The sequence below is a fragment of the Candidatus Merdisoma sp. JLR.KK011 genome (assembly GCF_036941125.1).
Classification (GTDB): Bacteria; Bacillota; Clostridia; order Lachnospirales; family Lachnospiraceae; genus Laedolimicola.
On record NZ_JAYWSZ010000003.1, the window covers coordinates 1,716,655 to 1,738,635 of the forward strand.

At 48.5% G+C, this 21,981-nt stretch carries 21 protein-coding genes and 1 pseudogene; 2 read left to right on the plus strand and 20 right to left on the minus strand.

Annotated elements, in window-relative coordinates; all coding sequences use genetic code 11:
- Positions 1–15 precede the first annotated feature (15 nt).
- The 11 genes from VV089_RS09365 to VV089_RS09415 all read right to left on the minus strand — a co-directional run bounded on the left by VV089_RS09365 (position 16) and on the right by VV089_RS09415 (position 12,093).
- The gene (locus VV089_RS09365) at positions 16–870 is read right to left on the minus strand and encodes an FAD/NAD(P)-binding protein (RefSeq protein ID WP_172541570.1); all 855 of its coding nucleotides are present in this window, start codon (positions 868–870) and stop codon (positions 16–18) included.
- The gene (locus tag VV089_RS09370) at positions 870–1,892 is read right to left on the minus strand and encodes a 4Fe-4S dicluster domain-containing protein (RefSeq protein WP_172541569.1); all 1,023 of its coding nucleotides are present in this window, start codon (positions 1,890–1,892) and stop codon (positions 870–872) included. Before VV089_RS09370 ends, VV089_RS09365 begins: the two co-directional genes overlap by 1 nt.
- Positions 1,893–2,873, minus strand: coding sequence for a 4Fe-4S dicluster domain-containing protein (locus tag VV089_RS09375; RefSeq protein ID WP_334335701.1), 981 nt, complete (start codon positions 2,871–2,873; stop codon positions 1,893–1,895).
- Complete coding sequence (locus tag VV089_RS09380) at positions 2,858–3,304, minus strand: hydrogenase iron-sulfur subunit (RefSeq protein WP_172541567.1); 447 nt, start codon at positions 3,302–3,304, stop codon at positions 2,858–2,860. The genes VV089_RS09375 and VV089_RS09380 overlap by 16 nt, the downstream gene beginning before the upstream one ends.
- Positions 3,295–5,280, minus strand: coding sequence for a CoB--CoM heterodisulfide reductase iron-sulfur subunit A family protein (locus VV089_RS09385; protein WP_172541566.1), 1,986 nt, complete (start codon positions 5,278–5,280; stop codon positions 3,295–3,297). The genes VV089_RS09380 and VV089_RS09385 overlap by 10 nt, the downstream gene beginning before the upstream one ends.
- Before the next feature lie 23 nt (positions 5,281–5,303).
- Positions 5,304–5,696, minus strand: a complete 393-nt coding sequence (locus VV089_RS09390; RefSeq protein ID WP_172541565.1) for a 4Fe-4S dicluster domain-containing protein — start codon at positions 5,694–5,696, stop codon at positions 5,304–5,306.
- A 15-nt stretch (positions 5,697–5,711) separates the two neighbouring features.
- On the minus strand, positions 5,712–6,500 hold the full coding sequence (locus VV089_RS09395) for a CoB--CoM heterodisulfide reductase iron-sulfur subunit B family protein (protein ID WP_172541564.1): 789 nt from the start codon (positions 6,498–6,500) through the stop codon (positions 5,712–5,714).
- A gap of 208 nt (positions 6,501–6,708) precedes the next feature.
- On the minus strand, positions 6,709–7,668 hold the full coding sequence (locus VV089_RS09400) for an L-lactate dehydrogenase (RefSeq protein ID WP_172541563.1): 960 nt from the start codon (positions 7,666–7,668) through the stop codon (positions 6,709–6,711).
- A 382-nt stretch (positions 7,669–8,050) separates the two neighbouring features.
- Positions 8,051–9,589 carry a ribosomal protection-like ABC-F family protein gene (gene abc-f, locus VV089_RS09405; RefSeq protein ID WP_334335702.1) on the minus strand — a complete coding sequence of 513 codons (1,539 nt, stop codon included), beginning with the start codon at positions 9,587–9,589 and terminating at the stop codon, positions 8,051–8,053.
- A 660-nt stretch (positions 9,590–10,249) separates the two neighbouring features.
- Positions 10,250–11,581 carry an MATE family efflux transporter gene (locus tag VV089_RS09410; RefSeq protein WP_172541561.1) on the minus strand — a complete coding sequence of 444 codons (1,332 nt, stop codon included), beginning with the start codon at positions 11,579–11,581 and terminating at the stop codon, positions 10,250–10,252.
- A gap of 68 nt (positions 11,582–11,649) precedes the next feature.
- Positions 11,650–12,093: a MarR family winged helix-turn-helix transcriptional regulator gene (locus VV089_RS09415; protein ID WP_172541560.1), complete on the minus strand. Its 444-nt coding sequence runs from the start codon at positions 12,091–12,093 to the stop codon at positions 11,650–11,652.
- 403 nt (positions 12,094–12,496) lie between these two features.
- On the opposite strand from VV089_RS09415, the gene VV089_RS09420 reads away from it, so the two are divergent.
- Together VV089_RS09420 and VV089_RS09425 are read left to right on the plus strand one after the other, a co-directional pair.
- Positions 12,497–13,429, plus strand: a complete 933-nt coding sequence (locus VV089_RS09420) for a LysR family transcriptional regulator (RefSeq protein ID WP_172541505.1) — start codon at positions 12,497–12,499, stop codon at positions 13,427–13,429.
- Between the two features lie 111 nt (positions 13,430–13,540).
- Complete coding sequence (locus tag VV089_RS09425; RefSeq protein WP_334335703.1) at positions 13,541–14,083, plus strand: DUF2284 domain-containing protein; 543 nt, start codon at positions 13,541–13,543, stop codon at positions 14,081–14,083.
- A gap of 26 nt (positions 14,084–14,109) precedes the next feature.
- Here the strand turns inward: VV089_RS09425 and VV089_RS09430 are convergent, their stop codons facing one another.
- From VV089_RS09430 to VV089_RS09470, 9 genes and pseudogenes are all read right to left on the minus strand, one after another.
- Positions 14,110–14,397 carry a DUF1905 domain-containing protein gene (locus VV089_RS09430; RefSeq protein ID WP_334335704.1) on the minus strand — a complete coding sequence of 96 codons (288 nt, stop codon included), beginning with the start codon at positions 14,395–14,397 and terminating at the stop codon, positions 14,110–14,112.
- A gap of 10 nt (positions 14,398–14,407) precedes the next feature.
- Positions 14,408–15,982: an RNA-binding domain-containing protein gene (locus VV089_RS09435; protein ID WP_172541508.1), complete on the minus strand. Its 1,575-nt coding sequence runs from the start codon at positions 15,980–15,982 to the stop codon at positions 14,408–14,410.
- Positions 15,983–16,156: 174 nt separating this feature from the next.
- On the minus strand, positions 16,157–17,401 hold the full coding sequence (locus tag VV089_RS09440) for an MFS transporter (RefSeq protein WP_172541509.1): 1,245 nt from the start codon (positions 17,399–17,401) through the stop codon (positions 16,157–16,159).
- Positions 17,402–17,714: 313 nt separating this feature from the next.
- Positions 17,715–18,368, minus strand: a complete 654-nt coding sequence (locus tag VV089_RS09445; protein WP_172541510.1) for a TetR/AcrR family transcriptional regulator — start codon at positions 18,366–18,368, stop codon at positions 17,715–17,717.
- Between the two features lie 183 nt (positions 18,369–18,551).
- Positions 18,552–19,643, minus strand: a complete 1,092-nt coding sequence (locus VV089_RS09450) for a PD-(D/E)XK nuclease family transposase (RefSeq protein ID WP_334335705.1) — start codon at positions 19,641–19,643, stop codon at positions 18,552–18,554.
- Positions 19,644–19,985: 342 nt separating this feature from the next.
- A pseudogene (locus tag VV089_RS09455) lies at positions 19,986–20,066 on the minus strand (transcriptional regulator); the annotation flags it as partial.
- 33 nt (positions 20,067–20,099) lie between these two features.
- Positions 20,100–20,570, minus strand: coding sequence for a DUF3021 domain-containing protein (locus VV089_RS09460; RefSeq protein WP_334335706.1), 471 nt, complete (start codon positions 20,568–20,570; stop codon positions 20,100–20,102).
- A gap of 10 nt (positions 20,571–20,580) precedes the next feature.
- Positions 20,581–21,021 (minus strand): LytTR family DNA-binding domain-containing protein, encoded by a 441-nt coding sequence (locus VV089_RS09465; protein WP_172541513.1) that lies wholly within the window; start codon positions 21,019–21,021, stop codon positions 20,581–20,583.
- Between the two features lie 202 nt (positions 21,022–21,223).
- The gene (locus VV089_RS09470) at positions 21,224–21,748 is read right to left on the minus strand and encodes a nitroreductase family protein (protein WP_172541514.1); all 525 of its coding nucleotides are present in this window, start codon (positions 21,746–21,748) and stop codon (positions 21,224–21,226) included.
- Positions 21,749–21,981 lie beyond the last annotated feature (233 nt).

Here is a 21,981-nt window from a genome sequence, read left to right on the forward strand (position 1 = left end):
TATACCAGTCCTTTCTTAGTACTCAGGGGGCAATTCGTCGATTTCATCAAACCGGAACACCGGCCCGTCCTTGCATACATACTTAGAGCCAATGTTGCACCTGCCGCATTTTCCGATTCCGCACTTCATGCGAAGCTCCAGGGTGGTGTATATCTGCTCCTTGGTAAAGCCCATCTCCGTCAGGCCTGCCAGAACGAACTTAATCATAATGGGCGGCCCGCAGACAAGAACCTTCTTATTGGTGGTAAATCCGATTTCCTTCAGATAAGAGGGAACAAAGCCCACATGGCCGTCCCAGCCCTCCTGCTCCCGGTCAATGGTCAGATACACATCCACGCCCTCTGTCTTACACCATACCTGCTGAATCTCCTCAAGCTGCACCAGATCATCCGCAGAGCGGGAGCCGTAAAGAATCTCCACCGTTCCGTAATTCTCCCGGTTGTCCAGTACATAATTGATCACGGAGCGAAGGGGCGCAAGGCCGATTCCTCCGGCAATAAACAGAAGATTTTCCCCTTTCAGGGCCGTCTCCACCGGAAATGCATTTCCGTAAGGTCCCCTCACGGTAATCTCGTCCCCCGGATTCATTCCGTGAAGGACGTCCGTAAGGCTGCCGCAGCGCTTGATGGAAAATTCCTGGAATTCCTTGTTGGTGGGAGAAGAGGTAATGGAAAACATAGCCTCTCCCACGCCTGGTACGGATACCATGGCGCACTGGCCCGGCATATGCTCAAAAAGCTTCTTTCCGTCCCGTCCTACCACACGGAAGGTCTTCACATCGGGAGTTTCCGTACGAATATCCGTAATCACACCAATCATGGGGATCAGGTTGTCGTGTTTATGATTTCCTCCACAGGTACACTCGCCCATTACCCTTCACCTCCCAGTTTCTTAATCACCTTTACTATATTTAAGGAAGCCGGACACTTGCTCACGCAGCGGCCGCATCCCACACAGGAGAACATTCCGTCGTTGTTAGCCGGATAGTATACTAATTTGTGCATAAAACGCTGGCGGAACCGCTGCATCTGGCTGGTACGCATATTGCCGTGAGCCATCATAGTAAAGTCAGAGTACATGCAGGAATCCCAGCAGCGGTAACGCTGAACGCCGCTTCCTGTGTTAAAGTCCTTGATATCGTAACACTGGCAGGTGGGACACACAAAGGTACAGGTGCCGCAGGCCAGGCAGGGCTGATACATTTCCTCCCACAAAGGAGAGTCAAACAGCTCCATGGTTCTTTCCGGGGTAAACCGTGAAAGGTCAAGATGGGAATAGGGAAGCTTCTCGATGACAGCCTGAATCTGCTTCTTTTCTTCCTCCACAGCCGCCTCGTCCGCATCCGTCAAAAGCTCTTTCACAGATTCCGTAAGAGCTTCGCCCTTTTTGGTAAGCGCCTTCCAGTAAAAATCCTCTCCCACAAACCAGGCCGCCACATCTGCCGCCGGGTTGGCTGCGTCAATGCCGAAGACCTTGCAGAAGCAGGTTTCCTCCGGCTCATGGCAGGCAATGGCTACCACGGTGCCGTGCTCCCGGCGCGCCGCATAGAAGCTGTCCACGGGGTCGTTTAAAAATACATTGTCCAGAACCTTTAAGCCCTGTACGTCGCAGGCACGCATACCGAACACCACAAAAGGCGTATCTGTAAGCTTTGCCGGATCGATGGAAAGCTTTCCCTCTTCCTTTTTGCAGTTGTATAAGGTCTCGCTCTGAGGGAAGAAGCAGTCTTTGCCGGATTTCACGGTTTTTAAGGTATCCAGATCCACCTGGGCTTCCTCGCTCCAGAGACCGTAGTTGGTCTGATTGCATTTCCGGATGGGAAGAAACAAATCCTGTGCCTCTGCCATAGCCGCAAACAATTCCGGCAGGCGGTCTTTCTTTATCTGGTACATTTAGCGCTTCCCTCCTCTCTCGGCCACGATACCGGGTTCCGCATCCTCAAAGGTAAAGTCCGTAAGAGGCGCCCGGCTGTCCGTGTCCTCTCCTGCCTGGTAAGGCCCGTAGAACTCGTTGATATCCTTGATAAACTTCCGGTTTAAGAGATGAAGCGGAATGCCCTGGGGGCATACCCGGCTGCACTCTCCGCAGTCCGTACAGCGTCCCGCCACATGGAAGGCCCGGATTACATGGAACATCTGTTCCTCGAAGGTATCCACATTGGCCTTCTGGACGGAGTCAAATTTATTGCTGTCAAAGACGCATTTTAAGCAGCTGCAGGCCGGACATACGTTGCGGCAGGCATTGCAGCGGATGCATTTGGACAGTTCGCCCTGCCAGAATGCAAAACGCTCCTGGGGCGTCATGGCCTCCAGCTTTTCCACCATTTCAAAACGGTTTCCCACCGGGCCCGCTTCCTCGCCTTCCTCTGCGCCAATCAGTTCATCGTATACCTGATGAGTCTTGCCCTTACAGACGGTACAGCGTTCCAAAAGGGCATCGTTAAAAGGAAATTCCTTTTCTCCGTAAATGGTCTGTACCTTCAGGGTGTCTCCCTCTGCAGCAATGGTCTCGATTCCCTTGATGCCTGCATTTTTTACCTTGTCAATGTCCAGGGTTCCCTTGCAGCCCACGCCGATGATATATGTCTTATCCCGGTTTACCCGATGCTCCTTGATAAGCTGGTTGAAGCTGTACGTGTCGCAGGGCTTTAAGAATACCAGGGTGCTTCCCTCCTGCTTTCCGGCATTTATCATATATTTGCTTAGGTTGGCTCCGCAGAAGCCGTCGTACACGAAATCCTCTAATTCCTCCGGGCTGTTGAAATAAGCCGGCTCCGGATTGTAGCCCAGATCTCCCCGTTTCCATCCGAGAACGCGTACCACGGTTCCGTCTGCCAGGAGTTCCTTTGCCCGTTCCATTAATCTCTCTTGCATCGCAAATCCCCCAATCTTACATTTTCGCCCAGGGAATGAATCTTGGCTGCAAACTCATTCATGGTAGTGGAGAACTTCACGCCCTCTGCGGCGGATACCCATTCCACACGGGTCCTGCCGTTTTCCACGCCCAGATAATCAAGCATGGAGAACAGTAAGGTCATTCTTCTTCTGGCATAATAGTTCCCCGTTGTATAGTGGCAGTCCCCCGGATGGCAGCCGCACAAAATCACGCCGTCGGCTCCTCTCTGGAAGGCTCTTAAGATAAACATGGGATTCACCCGGCAAGAGCAGGGCACCCGGATAATCTTCACGTCCGCCGGATAGGCAAGTCTGCTGCTGCCGGCCAGATCCGCTCCGGCGTAGCTGCACCAGTTGCAGCAAAAGGCTACGATCTTCGGACGGAATTCTTCTGTTTTGTCTACTTGCATATCGCATCCACCTCCGCAAGAATTTGTCTGTTTGAGAAGCCCTGCAGATCCATGGCTCCTGAGGGGCAGGCAACGGTACATGCGCCGCAGCCCTGGCAGAGTGCGCTGTTGACATTTGCCACTCTTCTTGTCTCACGGATGCCGTGATCGTTGACCTCCCTCTCCTCATAGGAAATGGCGCCGTAGGGACATACCTTTTCGCAGGAGGAGCAGCCGTTGCACAAAAGCTCGTCGGACTTGGCCGTGCAGGGATTCGTCACCAGGTGATCCTTGGCCAGAAGCCCTACCACCTTCACGGCGGCTGCGCCGGCCTGGGCCACGGTCTCCGGAATGTCTTTGGGTCCCTGGCAGACGCCGGAGAGGAAGATACCTGCCGTAGGCGATTCCACCGGACGCAGCTTTGCGTGGGACTCGGTTAAGAAGTTATTCGTATCAATGCTTGCCGTGAGCATGGTAGCAATCTTACGCACATCCGGATTGGGCTCAATGGCTGTTGCCAGAACCACCATATCCGTCTCCATAAGGATCCGCTTGTTGTCAATAAGATCCACGCCCTGAACCAGAAGCCTGCCGCCCTTCTCGGCTACCTTTCCTACCTGGCCCTTGATGTAATTGACGCCGTACTCTTCCACGGCTCTGCGGTAGAACTCGTCAAAGTTCTTGCCAGGTGTACGCACATCTATGTAAAATACGGTTACCTCTACATCCGGATACTTGTCGCGGATGAGCATGGCATGCTTGGCCGTGTACATACAGCAGATCTTGGAGCAGTAGCTTTTCCCTCTCTTGTCTGCGCAGCGGGAGCCCACGCACTGGATAAATACCATGGACTTGGGCGCCTTGTGATCGGACATACGCTCCAGGTGTCCCTTGGTCGGCCCTGCAGCGTTCATAATGCGCTCCAGCTCTAAGGACGTAATGACGTCGGGGCTGGTGCTGTAGGAATACTCGTCATACTTGTCAAGCTTGATGGTATCAAAGCCGGTAGCTACTACGATTGCGCCGTAATTCTGGGTTACGATCTCATCCTTCTGCTCATAGTCAATGGCTCCGGCCTGGCAGACCTTGGAGCAGACGCCGCATTTTCCCGTTTTGAACTTGATGCAGCTCTCCCGGTCAATCACCGGCACATTGGGGATGGCCTGGGCAAAGGGCGTGTAGATGGCGCTTCTGTTATTTAACCCCCGGTTGAACTCGTTGGGCGTCTTTTTGGATGGACATTTCTCCTGGCAGACGCCGCAGCCGGTACACTTGCTCATATCGACGCTTCTGGCCTTTTTGCGGATGTCCACCTGGAAGTCTCCCACAAAGCCGGATACCTTTTCCACCTCGCTGTAGGTGTAAATGGTGATCTTGTCGTGGGCCGCCGCCTCCACCATCTTCGGCGTCAGAATACAGGCCGAGCAGTCCAGGGTGGGGAAGGTTTTGTCCAGCTGGGACATCCTTCCGCCGATACTCGGCGTCTTTTCTACGATATCTACCTCATAGCCTGCGTCCGCAATATCAAGGGCTGTCTGAATACCGGCGATTCCGCCGCCGATGACTAAAGCTCTCTTTACCACTCTGCTGGTGCCTGCCTGTAAGGGGGCGTTCAAGGTTACCTTTGCGATAGCCGCCCTTGCCAGAATCACTGCTTTTTCTGTTGCTTCTTCTATATCTTTATGAATCCAGGAACAATGCTCGCGAATATTGGCGATCTCTACCATGTAGGGATTGATGCCTGCGCGCTCTGCGGCCTGGCGGAATGTATTTTCATGCATCCGCGGGGAGCAGGAGCAGACGACAATGCCTGTCAGGTTTTTTTCTTTGATTGCCTCGCGGATCTTGAGCTGTCCGGCCTCGGAGCACATATACTGGTAGTCCTCTGCATGGACAACCCCCGGCTCACGAGCCGCCGCTTCCACCACCCGGGCAACGTCGACGGTTGCCGCTATGTTGGTGCCGCAATGGCAGACAAATACTCCTATTCTTTGCACGCGATTCACCTCCAACCTTTCTGTTATTTACTATATTTGCGAAATGCACTTGCAAGGAGCTGCTGCGGAAGTTCTTCATCGAGAAGTTCCGGCACCTCGTCCGGCGTCAGATAATTGCCGCCTCTTTGACGGATGACCATAAGACGGACTGCCTCGATAAGCTTCGCCGGCTTTACATCTCTGGGACAGCGCTCCACGCAGGCAAAGCAGGATAAGCATTTCCAGATGCTTTTGGATGCAAGAAGTGCATTGACATCTCCATTCTGCACGTAGGATACGAACTGATGGGGACGGATGTCCATTTCCTCATAGGCCGGACAGGAGGCGGAGCATTTTCCGCATTTCATACATTTTTTTGTGTTGACGCCGCTGATCTCTTTGATCAGCTCTGCCTGTTCTTGTTCTGTTCTGTGCACCTTTTCCGACCTCCTTTATTCTGTGATAAGACCAAGGGCCTCTGCCAGAAGCTCCGTAATATAACGGACGGGAAGCTTCTTCGCCCCTCCGCTGTTTTTCAGATTGTACAGGCACAGAGGGCAGGCTGTGATGAGCTCTTCCGCTCCCTTGTCTGCGGCAGATTCCATCACCTGGTCTACGAGATTTCCGGCCAGGGCTTTTTCCTTCAAGGATATGTAACCGCCGCAGCACTCGTTCCGGTAGGGATACACCACCGGCTCGGCTCCCAGAGCACGTATAAAATCTTCTATAATCGTGGGATTCTCCGGATCGTCAAAGGCCATAACGCCGCTTGGACGAAGGAGCATGCAGCCGTAGTAGGCTCCGATTTTTCTGCCCGTTAAGGGATTTACCACCTTTTCCTTTACGGTGTCAAAGCCGACCCTGTCCCTTAAGACCTCCAGGAAATGAAGAACCTGCGTCTCTCCCTCGTAGGGCGCGTCAAGCTTTAAGTAGTTGTTGGCTCTTGTGCGGATGTCCTCCACATGCTTCATATCATCGTTGACGCGCTTGATGACATGATGACAGGCGGAGCACAGAGTTACCAGATCCCGGCCCTTTTCCTTTGCGTCATTTAATGCGCGCACTGCTGAAAGCTTTGTGGCTATCTCGTCGGAAGCCTGGGGATAGACAGCGCCGCAGCACTGCCATTCCTCGATTTCTTCCAGGGTAAAGCCAAGAGCCTCTGCCGACATTCTGGCATATTGATCCAGGTCCTGGGCCTTGTTCTTCAAGGTACAGCCCGGATAATAGCTGTATACCATTTGGCTAACCTCCTTTTTTGATGCGCTCAGAACTGTCCCAATGCTTATCGTGAGCAGTCTGAGCATACATGATGTCACGATCCACAGTCTTTTTTTGCCTGCATGCACGGGCGGACGGCTGCTGTGAATCGTGCTTTTTAACTTCCAAAATGTACTTCTTTAAATAATAACATATCTTTTCTTAGAAGTCATTTTCCAATATATGAAATTATGCTTCCTTACTGCACACATCTTTGATAAATGCCTTCAGGGTGTCTGCGGAATGAACCATCTGCTGCTCTTCCTTCTCCGTCATGCTGATCTTCAGAACCTTGCCGATTCCGTCGCTGTTTACCACGCAGGGAAGGCTGATGCACGAATCTGCCATATCGCCGTAATCCTCGCCTAATACATGGGCTACGGGAAGTACCGTGTTCTGATCCTTGATGATGGATTCTACAATTCGCAGGGTGGACATAGCGATTCCGTCAAAGGTGGCTCCTTTTAAAGAAATAACGTCTGCGCCGCCGGAGCGTGCTTTCTGGGCAATCTCCTCTTTTTCCTTTGCCCGTACCTCGGGATCCTGGGAGAGGAAGTGATCTACCGGCTCTCCTGCCACGTTCACGCCGCTCCAGATGGGCACCTGTGCGTCTCCGTGCTCGCCTAAGATGTAGCCCTGGATGTCACGGATATCCACATGGCAGCGCTCGCTGATGAGATAACGGAAACGGGCTGTATCCAGAGAGGTTCCCGTACCGATGACACGGCCGGTGGGCAGTCCGGTTTCTTTCTGAATCAAGTAGGTATTCACGTCTACCGGATTGGCAACTACGATAATCAGCGGATTCTTGGCGTACTCCATAATGTTTCTGGCAATGCTCTTCGCCACACCGGTGTTAACCTTTGCCAGATCGAGCCGTGTCTGGCCGGGCTTTCTGGGAACGCCTGCCGTCACGATGATTGCCTTCGCATCGGCGCACTCCTCATAGCCGCCCTGGCGTACCCGTACCTGGCTGTAGAATGCCGTGCCGTGGGAGATATCCAGAGCTGCGCCCTTGGCGCGATCCTCGTCTACGTCGATGATGACAATCTCGCTTACCTGTGTTTTCAGCATCAAGGTGTAACAAATGGTTTCTCCTACCTTACCTGCGCCGACTACAACGATCTTGTTTGCTGTTTGCTGACTCATACTTTTACCTCTCTCTTTCCTTTGATTTCTGCCGCAGCCGGCCCCTTGCCGGTCATCCGTGTAAAGGCAGGAAGGGGAACTACAGCAGATTTCTTTTCTGTTTCGGGACTGATTGATAATTTTATATCAATTGGATTTATTATAACACGTTGTTAAACAATTAACAACCCCTGGAAAAGATTATTTTAAAGTTTTTTTAAAAACATAATGCCACATGAATCCAAAGGAAACCTCTTTGCTTTTTGAATATTCTCTGTGTTTTTCCAATTATTCCTTTTTTTCGCCTTTTTATACACATTTGAGCAGCTCCTTAGATTCCGGAATAGATTGTTAAATTCTTAACTCTATTAACCAAAAGGCCGATATTTTATTTCCCGGCAGATTAGAAGCATTTTTCTATCTCCACCTGCTCCGCCCCGATCTCCTCAAGAAAGCTCCTGTCGTGCTCCACCAGAAGCATCGTGGGACGGTAGGTGCGAATCAGATCTGCCAGCTGCATTCTGGAAAAGATATCAATGTAATTTAAAGGTTCATCCCAGATATACAGGTGCGCTTTTGTCAGAAGGCTTGCCGCCAATGCAGCTTTCTTTTTCTGCCCTTCGCTGTAGCAGCTCATATCCTTTTCAAACTGCACCCTTGGAAAATCCAGTTTCCGAAGGAGGGCTAAAAAAAGATGCTCTGTAAGCCCCCTCTCCCTGGCAAAGTCCAAAAGCTTCCCACAAAGCCGGCTTACATCCTGGGGCACATAGGAAATCACCAGGCCGGAGGCCGTAAGAAGCTCTCCGCTGCTCTCTATGCCGGCTCCCTGGATCTTTTTCAGGATGCTGCTCTTGCCGCAGCCGTTTCCGCCCTTTAGGGCTAACTGCATGCCATTTTTAAGTTCAAAGCTGACATCCCGGCAGACGGGCTTTTCTCCGTAAGAGAGAGACAGTCCTTTTGCCTTTATAAGGCATTCTTTATGGTAGGTTAAGGGGAAGAGCTTCAGCTCCTCCGTTGTCTCCAGGTTGTTCAAAAGCCCTTCCTTTTCCTGGGCGGCCTTCTCCATACGGCGCTGTGTGTTTTTGGATCGTTTCATCATTTTGGCGGCCTTGTGGCCGATAAAGCCCCGATCCGGACGCAGGCCGCCGGTGCGTGTTCCAAGCTTTGTCTTTTCCACTGCATTGGACCACCCTTCTGCCTGGCGCGCGGCCTTTTTCAGATGGGAAATGTCCTTTTGCAGCCGCTCATTCTCCGCCAGGGCGCAGGCGTCTCTTTTGGCTTTCTGCTCCTGCCAGGAGGTGAAATTCCCCTGCATAACGGTTACGCCCTGCCGCTCCAGTACCAGTACGTGATCCACACATTGATCCAGAAACCACTTATCATGGGAGACCAACAGGAAGCCCTTCTTTTTCCGCAGATATTCCGCCGTTTTTTCTCTCCCTTCCATGTCAAGATGGCTGGTTGGCTCGTCAATCAGGAGAAAACGGTTTTCTCCCGAAAAAAGCAGAGCCAGGAGAAGCTTTGTCTGCTCGCCTCCGCTCAGGGTGGAGAAACTGCGGCCTAAGACCTCCGGATCCACCGAAAGCTGCTCCAGCTCCCGGCACACCTTCCACAGCTCGTATTCCGGATTGAGCGCCTCCAGCAATTCCATGGTAGTCTGTGAGGAACCGGCTGCATCCGGCAAGGTAACCCCATTAACGCATACCCCTTCTTCGTCCGGTAAAGTATAGGGAAAATATACGCATTCCATCGGCCCTGTAATCGAACCGGAATATTCATAGGCGCCTGTCAGCAGCTTTAGAAACGTCGTTTTTCCTTTTCCGTTCCGCCCAATCAGGCCGCATCTCCAGTCCGTATCTATCTGCAGGTTTACATGTTCGAATATATTATCATAGCTGCCTTCATAACAGAAGGTTAAATCATTCACTTTTATCTGAGCCATACAAGCCACATCCTTTCTTTCATTCACAGCCCTCCCGCTGCTTTTCCTGCTTGTTCGGCAGATGTTTCTTCTCTATCAAAAAGCAATCCTGAAATTCCTAAATCCCCTCTTCTTCCTTTGCAGAATAAGCAGATTTCTCTGATGCGGTATCCTTTTTACTATACAAAAAAGCACGAAGAACTCATTCTCCGTGCCGCATATACGCCTTCTCCCAATGGAACTTATCTTCGAAGCCATCCCCCTTTCGTATGCGCAAAAAGAAGGTATCGCCTGCTGCTCCCACTGAAACTATGCGTCTGTCTGCTTTTTATCCCTACCGGACGCCCCCCTGCCCCCAAAAGTTGTGCGGAAAGGAAGGTAACTGGGTATACACTGAAAGAATTTCATTTCTGCCGGACATCTTAAGAGCCGCCTTCGCCGCCCCGATCTCGCTCACTGTTCACTTACCATTGCTTAGCAGAAATAAATAATCATCCTTTCAGCTCCTTTTCCTGTTCGTCAATTCGTCAATCTTTCTGTTGTATTCTTGTTTAAGATAACAAAAACCAAAGCCTGTTGTCAAGTATCTATCTTTAAAAACTTTGCTTAAAACTCAATTCGCACTGCTGTTCACACCGTGGCCAGTAACACGCTTCGCAATGCAGAATGATATAGGAACCATCACCAATACCCGTACCGCCTCTTTTCCGCTCCCAGAAAGATCACCGTCACCCCTAGAGCCAGTATCTCCGCAGCGGCCATGGAGAACCAAATCCCGTCCACCTTCCAAATCAGCGGAAAGATAAGAACCGCCGCTGTCTGGAACACCATCGTCCGCAGAAAGGAAATCGCCGCAGAAACCAGCCCATTGTTCAAAGCCGTGAAAAAGGAGGAGCCGAAAATCACATACCCCGAAAACAGGAAGGAAAAGGCAAACAGCGAAAAAGCACGTACCGTCAGCGCAAGCAGCTCTGCATCATAACCGGTAAACACAAAGGAAAGGGGCCTCGCAAGCAGGTAAGAGGCTCCAAACATAGCCCCGGAAAAAAATGCCAGCAGCACCAGGCTCTTTTTCAGCACGCCTTTCAGCTCCAAAGAATTCTGCGCCCCATAGTGATAACCGATAATCGGCGCCACGCCCACGGAATACCCGATGAAAACCGCTTGAAACACCAGGCTCACATACATCAGTACCCCGTAAGCCGCAATCCCGTCCTGGCCAATGTATTTCAAAAGCTGCAGATTATAAAGCATATTCACCAGAGACATGGAAATATTATTCAAAAGCTCTGAAGAGCCGTTGGTACATACCTTTACCAAAGCCCTTCCGTCAAACCTTGTCTTTCCAAGACGCAGAAGGCTGTCATTCGGCCGGGCAAAGTAAACCAGCGGAATCACGCCGCCCACAAGCTGACTGACCGCCGTAGCCGCAGCCGCCCCCGGAAGCCCCCAGTGAAAGACTGCCACAAAAAGGGCATCCAGAACAATATTGGTGCATCCTGCCGCAATGGTCACATAAAGCCCCAGCGCAGCCTTCTCTGCCGTGACAAAGAGACATTGAAACTCATACTGCAGAATATACGACGGAATCGCCAGCAGAATAATGCGCCCATAGATAAGGCTGTCCTCCAGAAGCTGTCCGTCTGCCCCAAGAAAAACCGCTATGGGCTCAAGAAAAACAAAGCCCAGAACCGCCAGTACAATCCCCAGTATCCCAGACACATACACAATCAGGGAAAACAGGCTCACAGCCTTTTCCTTCTTTCCCTGTCCCAGAGTCATGGCAATCAGCGCACCTCCGCCGGTCCCGAACATAAAGCCGGCGCAGCCCAGCATCATCAAAAAAGGCATAATAAAATTCACAGCCGTAAAGGGCGTTTTCCCTACATAATTGGACACGAAAAATCCGTCTACCACACCGTAAATGGATGTAAAAACCAAAGTAACCATGGACGGCAGCGTAAACCGCAGTAATTTTTTATAGTTAAAGTGATCCGATAGTAAAATTCTCATCTTATCCTCCCGTTCCAGCCGGTGCCATATTCTCCCGGCGCAAATTCAAAGGAACGTTTTATGTTCCTTCACGGGACTATCTCTTTCATTTTCTCTGTAAGATCCCTTAAAAAATGCTCCAAAAGCTCCAGATATTTCTCCACATCCTCCTGGCCCCAGGAAGCCAGGATCTCATTTTCCGCCTCAATCACACGGACGGCCGTTCCCTTTGCCAAATCCTTTCCCTTTTCCGTCAGACAGACATTTTTGCTTCTGGCTCCCGCTGCCTCCAGGCGTACAATCCCCTCTTTTTCCAATTTGCGAAGAGCCGAATTGACGGTCTGCTTGCTAAGCCCCGAGCGGCGGCAGATATCCTTCAAGAGGCATTTGTCCCCCTCGTCGCAGATGGTGTAAAGGATGATCATAGTGCTGTCGGAAAGACCGAATTTTAAAGCTATTTCATGGTATACTGCCTCAATCTCCCCAAGAAGGTGATTGCAGCGCTTCATATCTTTTGAGCTATAGGACTTCATGGTATTCCTCTTATTCCAGTTCCGTAATATCCCTCCCAGTACACTGGTATGAAATCAATTTCCAGCCGCAAAAACATGCGTCTGTAAATCGATTTGTGCACTTTGAGGGATATTACTGTTTATTCCAGTTCCGTAATATCTTGTACGATTTCGTACCAATATGTCTGCTAGTATAGTACGAAATCATACTTAAGTCAAGTGAATATTCTGTGAAAATCATAGACAGTTTCTCTGACCGTTACGGTTCTCTCACAATGTCAGCTAATTAAGGAAAAGACTAAGTAACCTCTAACCTTTCCTCTTGCATTTCCAAAACAGGCATTTTATAATTTAACCATATAGCAAAGCACATTGTCATAATTTTATCTTATGAAACCAAAACACAGAAGCAGGAGCAGCGCCCATGAACCAGAATCTATCCCTGTACCGCATTTTCTATGCCGCGGCCCTGGCCGGAAATATTTCCAAGGCAGCCGATGAGCTCTTTATCAGTCAGCCGGCTATCAGCCAGTCAATCAAAAAGCTGGAGCAGTCCCTGGACACTGCCCTTTTTGTCCGCAATTCCCGGGGTGTTCAGCTTACGGAGGAAGGAGAGCTTCTTTTTGCTCATGTAAAATCTGCCTTCCAGACCTTGGAAGCCGGTGAGCATCAGCTCCGCCTGCGCCGGGAGCTTGGGGTGGGGCATCTGCGCATCGGGGTCAGCTCTACCCTCTGCAAATACGTGCTGCTGCCTTATCTTACGGATTTTGTAAAGCTTCATCCCCATGTCCAGGTGACCATTGCCTGCCAGTCTACGAACCATACCCTTCAAATGCTGGAACAGGAAGAGCTGGATCTTGGACTTACGGGACGCCCTGAGCATCTGCACGGCATGAAGTTTTATCCTCTTCGAAACATCCAGGATATATTCGTGGCATCCCGGGAATATCTGGAACACCTGCTGCTGTTCCCGGGGCAGGAAGGCCTTGAAGGCTGTTCCAATCTTTCCAGCCTCTCCTCCTCTGACTCTGCCCTTTTGCTGAAATCCGGAACTCTAATGCTCCTGGATAAAGACAATCTGACACGTCAATATCTGGATCAATACTTCAAGGAGCATCAGCTTTTCCCAGAGAATATACTGGAAACGACCTCCATGGATCTTCTGATTGATTTTGCAAAAATCGGCCTTGGCATCGCCTGTGTAATCCGGGAGTTTGTGGAGACTGATTTGAGGGAGGAAACCCTTCTGGAGCTGCCTGCCCCCTTTCCCATTGCTTCCCGGGAGATTGGGTTTGTATTTTCTACAAAGCAGGGGAATCCGGAATTGATTCGGGAGCTGATAAACCAGAAAAGGTAAGCCTGTGATTTCTGGAAAAGGAAAAGCTTAGGAATAAGGGAACTTCGGTATAGAACATGTACCAAAAGAAGTATCTACGATAAAACATGCAAAAAAGACAGGAGGAACATTATGAATGGAAAAGAACTTATAAAACTGGCTCTGGATCTCGGCTTTGCGGACGCGGCCGTTATTCATACGGAGGATCTGGTATTTGTCCCTAACTTCCGCGCTCTCTGCGAGGAAAACCTATGCGGAAAATACGGCGTCAACTACGCCTGTCCCCCGGACTGCGGCACGGTGGCGCAAATGCGCGAAAAAGTCCTGCACTGGCGGCAGGCCCTTGTCCTGCAGACCATGTGGGATATTGACGATCCCCTGGATCAAGCGCAGATTAAGCCGGTCAAGTCACAGCACAACCAATTGACCCGTCAGCTGATTGACAAGGCAGGGGAACCGGGGCTGATGATCGGCGCCAGCGGCTGCAGCCTCTGCAATCCCTGTGCCGTCACAGAGGAACAGCCCTGCCGTTTTCCAAAGCTTCAATATTCCTGTATGTCCGCTTACTGTATCTTTGTAAAGGATATGGCGGAGCGCTGCCATATGGATTACGACTGCGCCCCGGGTATTACGGCTTTTTTCAGCATATACTGCTTTGATGAGCGTACTTTGTAATTTGCATTCTGCGCAGGAACTCTGGTTTACTCTCTTTGAACACACCGTATAAGCACGCAGTCTCCCGGCTGTTTCTTGATTTTTTCGCGGATGTCCTTGCGGATGCCGATGATATAGCAGATGCTTCCGTCCTCATTTTTCACGCCCATATTGACAATGCTGCCGTCATAAGGCTCGCTGTCAAAGGTGACGTGCACCTTCACCCGGCCTCTGCCAAATTCCTTCCGGATGTCATAGGGGAAGATCACATACGCTCCCCCTGTGTCTCCGGCTGCGTAGATAAGTGACTCATATTCATAAACCTTTTGATTCACTGCTGCTCTCCTAGTCTTTTAGCTGCCATTTTCCAATCCGGTTCGTTCCAATCCGAATTACCAGGCCCATTTCTTTCAACCCCTTCATTGCATAACGAATTCCGGCATGAGAGATTCCCGTTGCGGCAGCCAGCTCCTTTTGTGTAATAAAAGGATTCTCTTTGATTTGTTCTATGATTCTGCGCTCTGTATCTGTTAATTTCCGTAATATTTCTTTCTCGCTTTTTAAACCGGACTTTGCGCTAGTCATTGCGCTAGTCATTGCGCTAGTCATTGCGCTAGTCATTGCGCTAGTTTCCATTTCAACCTTTTCATTTATCTCATTGGCTAATCTATACTTTACAGATACCTCATTAACGCATACTTCTTCGGGATAGGGGACTTTGTCTAACAAAGTATAATCAAAAGAATATTCCTCATTCAACGGAACAATCAAACGAAAGATGTCTCCTTCCTGAAACTGCGGATCCTTTCCGGAATAAAGCTTACTATATTTAAACAAATTTCTCACTCCGGAGCCAAGCCTGTCCGCTCTGCCGACATTTCGGAAAAAAGATGCAATAATCGGATTCTTTGGATTTGGTTCCAGATTATTCGGTGTGATAAATCCTTCCCCCAGGGCACGATTGGCATTTTCCGTATACATCCGCTCTTTCTGAATTACCATTTTTGCCGCATAAGAGCTGGTAAATTCCCGGTGCATCAAAATATTGCTGATCATTTCTCTTGCAAGAATATTCCTTAGGCTCACTCTGTTGTCATTTTCCAGAAAAAACTTATCCGGCAGATGTTTTCTGGTAAACTCCATCAGCTGATCATAACTTTCTATCAGATTTGTCCGGACGATCTCGCGGTCGTCATACCGATCCACATTCACTCTGCGAACCAGAGCATCTGTCTCGTATGCCGGACAGACATTTAAAATCACCTCATCCTTACCTAGCAAAAGTAAGGCAGCCAGATTATACCCTTTCTCGCCTGTTGCTATATCTGTTCCATAAAGTCCCGCACTTATCAACAGCTCCTGATCGCTCATATTCTCCCACGGATGCCTGCCTCCTGCATGATTTACAGCCATCTGCCTTACCTTGGGCAGTAAATCCAGACGCAGATCATCCAAAGACGCATAAGGATAAATTCGTTTCTCTGTAAAAATATTCTGCTTGCGAATATACATAGAGGCAATCTGCGCCGTAGAAGTCACCTTAACATCTGCATCATCTATTCGATCATAAATGACTTTTTTATAGCTGTGAACCTCGGCGCCAGGCGGTACGTGAACATGGATCACCGTATGACCCTCGTACTCCAGCAGCTCCGGCGCAAGATAAATAGTCGGCATAAATTGATTGGGATTGCTGATAACATTGATAAAATTTTTAATCATACCCGGCGCCGCTTTCTCCGGCACGCCTGTTACTGTTCCGTCATCCAGTACACCTAAAAACAAATCCCCTCCAAAACGATTCAAAAAGGAGCATACGCTTTCGTAAACATCCGGCCCGATTCCATCTCCGCAGCGCTTAAATTCTACCGCAATGGTTTCTCCGATTGTAAGTATAGACTGAAATGTATTCAAATCCATTTTTCCGCCCCCTCTGTCCAAACAGATTGTGGTGTATATCTCTGACCAAATTTTACCACAGAAAAACAGTGCCTGCAAAATTATTTTTTGCTATCCGGCTTTTTTCCATACGCATTTGTTACTGTTCATTCCGTGTCCAGTAACACGCATTTTTCCGCCCTCTCTCCCAAATTCTCAGGCAAGCTCCCGGAACCGCCGCCCTGCTGCAAGTGCAATCACCAGAGAAATCCCCCCTGCAAACAGAACGACCGCAAACTCAAAGCCTTTGCAAAGCTCAAACAGCACTCCATACAAGGCATTTCCCAAGGGCTGCGCACACATGGCAATGGTGAGAATCACCGCAATCACCTTCCCGATAAGGTGTCCCGGTGTCTCTGCCTGGACAAAGGATATCATCTGCACGGAAAACATAGTTGAGAGCACCATAATCGCAAAGCAGCAGCCTGTAATCACCAGATAACTCTCCATGGCAGGGAGATCCAATGCCAAAGCAATTCCCATGGGGAAAACTGCTGCCGCCGCTGCCGCAATCAAGCTTCCCGCCTTCTGTACGGACAGTCTTTTCCCCAGAACGCCTGCCAGAATGCCGCCTGTCAGACCGCCCGCCGCCAAGGCTCCCTGTGAAAAACTATAAAGGGTATTGGCCGTATTTTCTGAGCCAAACTTAAGTACCTCCGTAACCAGATACGGCACTGCTACCATGATCATGGCAGATAAAAAGAGATTGATTCCGCAGACCACCAGGGTCACTCTCCCGATCTGGGGCTTTTCCTTTTGGATAAATCGGAAGCTTTCATAAAAATCACCTTTTACCATTTTCAAAATGCTTCCTTCTGAAGCCTGCCTGACAAAAGGAATCCGGATGAAAATCTCCATCACCGCCGACAGGAAGAAGCACACCATGCAGAGTATCAGCACCATTTTCAGACCATAGGCGCTGTAGAGCATGCCGCCAAGCACCGGGCCGATGAGATTGGCAAAGGAACTGATGGTATTGATGACGGAATTGGCCTCCATAAAATGCTCCGGATCTGTTAAAGCCGGAATACTAGCCTGTACGGCAGGCTGATAGGCGCCGGCAATTCCATACAGCAGCATCATTGTCACTGTCAAAAGCACTACCAGGTTCACACTACCCATCAAAAGGGAAAAAATAAGGATTACAGCCGCCGTAAAAAAGTCGAGAATCACCATGATATTTCGCTTATTTACCCGGTCCGCCACGATGCCCCCTATGGGGGACAGCAGGATGGTTGGAATAAAAGCGCAGGCCATCACGGTCCCGTAAAGAGCCGAGGAACCAGTCTGGTTGAGGAGATAGAGGGGCAGCGCAAATCGTATGGTCGCATTTCCAAAGAGGGAAATAATCTGTCCGATGACCACCAGGGTAAAGTCTCTGGAAAATAAGTTCTGTTTCATTTTTAAACCTCCATGTTTTCAATACTAGTAGTCTGTACCGGAAATATGCACAAGGATTTCCGGTACGGACTACTAGTTTTAAGCCGTCGATATATGATACTTCTTTTTGTCCTATTGAGCAGCTTAGCAGAAGTGCCGCAATTTTTCCACAATAAATATTGGCAGCATTACATACCAAACGTTGGTATGTATAAGATTAAAAGAAAGAGCTGCCTATCAACAGCCTTTCAATTACTAAGCATTGCTCATTGCGGTTAAATCAGCCGCTGCTCACTTCTCAATCAGCAGCCCCATTTTCACAACTGCCCATGTACTACTTTTTCTTCAGATAAATGACTGTAAGCTCCTGCAGACGCTCAAGCATCTTCTCATCTACAATATCCAGCCCAAATCCTTTGAGCATCTGCTGAAATACCATAAATTTTCCGAAAGATTCCTCCTGGGTATCCCCAAAATTCATCGGATTCATCCAGATATTTGCCACAAATATAATCAGCTCCGCAAGCTGAACCGGATAATCAGTGACAATGGTTCCGTCTGCAATCCCCTCCTCTATAATAGGAAGAATATAGTTCGGCGCCACCTGCTTTATACTGTCAGTCACCATACTGAACATAAGCTTGGCATTATTCTGAAAGTTGGGAGCCATTGCAAAAATCTCATCCTGCACCGGCCGGTTAATGGATTCCTGAAAGATTGCCTTCAGCTTTTCACTTCCATTCAAGTCCCTTCTATCCCGAATCTCGGCAAGCATCCGGTTAGACTGCTCAGTTATCCGGTTTGTTACTGCCTCTAAGATATCCTCCTTGGACTTAAAATGGTGATAAATGGCTCCCTTGCTGAGCCCGCCCAAATGGTTAATAATGTCCTGGATGGAAGTATGCTCGTATCCTTTTTCCAAAAACAAACGGTATGCCGTGTCCAAAATCCGATTTACGGTTTCCTCCGGGTTTTTATTGCGCGCCATGGTACATGTACCTCCCCGTTTTCCTTTGACAGAACAAAAACTAAAAATTTGTTGTTCACCAAACATACCGATAGTATGTATATTAACATACCATCAGTATGTTTGTCAAATATATTTACGAAAAATAGTGAATACAAAATCATTTCGATGAAAAAGCCTTTCCTGCTTTCTCTGTTTAAATTTTTAAACCCGCTGCCTCTGCTCCTTTTCCAACTGTGCGATTCGAAGGAGAGCCTGTTTTAACTCTTCTTTGCTTTGTGCTAATTCCTCTTTGCTTTGTACTAATTCCTCTTTGCTTTGTGCTAATTCCTCTTTGCTTTGTGCTAGTTCCCCTTTATTTCGAGCCAATTCCTCACTCGTCTTCTCCAGCTCTCCACGCTTCCGATCCAGTTCTTCCTGCATCTCATCAATCATCAATTGTACCGTATTCCGGTCCATTTCCCGCAGTTCCTCTGAAAAAAATCCCATCACAACCTCCATGTTCCGGCATATCTCATACGCCTGCTGGTACATGGGCTTGAATTCCGGATAGGCTTTGATAAGCTTTATGATCTCTTCCGGCTCATCCGTACTCAAAAACAGCAGCCATGCATCTAATTTCCCTGTTACATCTTTATTTTGCTGTGTTTTCTTAAAAATGTCAATAGGGATAAAAATATATTTCTGCAGCAGCTCTGCCTTAAGCCCCGTGTCCGATCTCTGTCCAAACCGATGAACATACACGTGCGGAAACTCATGGAATTCCTTTGTACTGGTCTCAAAAAGCACAATTGTATAGACTGGTTTTACATCCCTGTAGCTGAACTTTTTTCTTCTTTTGCTTCTCACACGTTTATACTGACGCAGCAGCATATCGGACGAATAACACGCACTGCGCTGTCCGGGAAACATATAGCCAATCTTCTGCACCTCCACATTTGCCAGACTTCCATCCTTAAGCTCCACCACCAAATCCGTAACCAGTAGAGAACATTCATCCGCAAGCCTGGTGGAATCGTTAGGAAGCACCATGCGAATCCTCACCGGAAATCCCAGAAGCAATGATAAAAGCTCGTCCAATCGTTCCGGTGTGCTTTCCGGATTCATAATCTCCTTAAAAAATCCGTCATAGAGCATCCGAATACCTCTCACACCCATACACCAGTCCAGAAATTCTTCCTGCTGCTCTTCTGTCCAGGATGCAAACATCACCCGTAGACTGTCCTTCTTCCCTATTTCCTCCATAACCTCCTTCCGTTCCCGAATCATGGGAAAATACTCCTTCAAATCTGCCATACACCTTCTCCTTTCCGCCACAATATTTTTTGCACATTTTGACTCCATGGAACAAGCGGACATTTTTGAACTATAACCTTACTGGATGAAATCCGCTGCCTAAAAGAGACACAAAATGCATTATTCCTATAAAGGATACTTATCGGGTGTACCATTTCTTAATTTGCTGAAAACCTCTCCGAACCGGAGACATTGACAAAAAGACTTTTGATTGCAAAAGAATTGCAACTGGAAAATTATTCCTGTCCATAGACCTTATCTTAACACAAAATTTTTCTCTCTGCAAGTACTAAATCAACCTTGATTTTGCTCGTTCTCTGAAAACAGAAAAAACGGAGGTTCCTATTTTAGAAGCTCCGTTTCTCTGGCTTTCTTGCTCCCTTCGGCTGTGGCCTCCATAACAACAAGCTCTTTTTCATTCATATGATACTGATCCCATCAGATAAAGCGCCCCCATTACCCATCCATGCCATCCTTCACCTGATACAGACAATCATTCATTTTCTTAACCATCTGCCTGCCAATCAGAAATTGTACCACCCAGACAATTACAAATATAAGAACAAAAATTCCAAAATAGCTTAAAAATCCGCCTACGCTGTGCTCCATCCAACAGTTAAAATAAGCAGCCGGCATCATAATAATGGAAACAAGGAGAAAATAGATTCCCGTCTGCTTTACAAGGCTCCATTCCTCTGCTTCCCAAATAACGGAACACCCTCCGAAACCTGCACCCAGAATACCGCAGAGCACCGCCTGAAAAATAACGGCTTTAATTTCATTTCCCATTATGGTCACAAGCTCCGGTTCACAGGGCACATAATAGCCCCTGGCCCACAGAAGTGAGACAAAAATGCTGATTATATATCCGATTGTAATTCCAAGAGGGAATCCCAAAGCCCCCCGTAAAAGGATTTTCTTTTTCATAATCTCCACCTCATATTCCTAAAATTTTTTTAATTTTGGAAACATAGCGTCTTGAAGCATAGGTTGTGGTTCCGTTGGACAGACAGACGCAAATGGTACCTGTAAAGCTCAGATCAAAATGATCAACCTTTCTCAGATTAATAATCTCTGAATTGGAAATGCGGACAAACTTCCGGTCATCCAGCCGTTCCTCCAGCTCATAAAGCCGAAGCCGCAAAGTATACTCTCCTTTTTCGGTTACAGCGTAGATTTTTCCGGCATCTGCATAGATCCGAATCAAATCCTCCTGATTAAGCACCTCAATCTTCTCATCTCTGCTGCCGGAAATAATCTGCGGCGCATCCTCAGACAGCTTTCTTAATATGCGCTGAACCTCCTTCGTCATGGATGCGGTCATTAGGATTAGCTTTGGTTCGGTATATGCATTGTCCATCTTAATTTCAACCTGCATAGGCCCCCTCCTTTGTGACCTCATTATAGGAAAAATAGCTTTTGTTTTCAATAGATTTGCGATAGTCGGTTAATTTCAGAGTATAAGCGGTCATAAAAATGTATTTTTCCGGCAAAATGAAAGTGATAGAACTTTTGAAACAAAAAAGGCAGCTCTCCCAAAATTGGAAAAATCTGCCTCTGTGATCCTTTTTCTGTTTTCCTTAAAATACTTCCCGATGCACTTTCTCTACAGGCAGCTTCTCCAGCTCATGTGCCGCCGGATGATCCTTGGGCATTCCCAGAGAAAGAATCGCCTCCAACCGGCAGCTGCCGGGAAACTTAAGCAGCTCTCTTAAAAAATCCTCCGTAGTTCTTCCCTCCGGCGCTTCACGAAGCCTTCCCTGAATCCAGCAGCTTCCAACGCCAAGGCTGTCTGCCATCAGATGCATATTTGCCATTGCAACAGAACAATCCTCAACCCAGACATCCGATTTTTCCTCATCTCCAAGGACAACAATTGCACAGTCCGCAGATGCAAGCATTTTAGATCCTGCCACACGGCACTGGGACATAATTTTTAAAGCCTCCTTATTCCGCACCACAATAAATTCCCAAGGCCGGATAGCCTTTCCGGAAGCTGACAATAATCCCGCCTGCAAAATACAAGTTAACTTTTCTTCAGTCACAGCCTCCTCCGTATACGTTCTCACACTGCGTCTTTTCTGCATAACATTTAATAAATCCATCTGAAAAACCTCCTATTTGTAGTCGCTGCGCGACAGCACTAAAGGATAAAGCCGCTTCGACACACTGGTATTGAGAGAAACTTTTATTCGAAAGGACTCTCATAAAAGTTCCTCTCGCGCGCCTTTGCGGCTTTACTGTCCAGCAAAATTTATTTTTCAAAAACACTTGACATTTCTTAGCTGGACTATGTTAAAGTATAACACCGTAATTCATGCCCTTTCAGGGCTGGCGG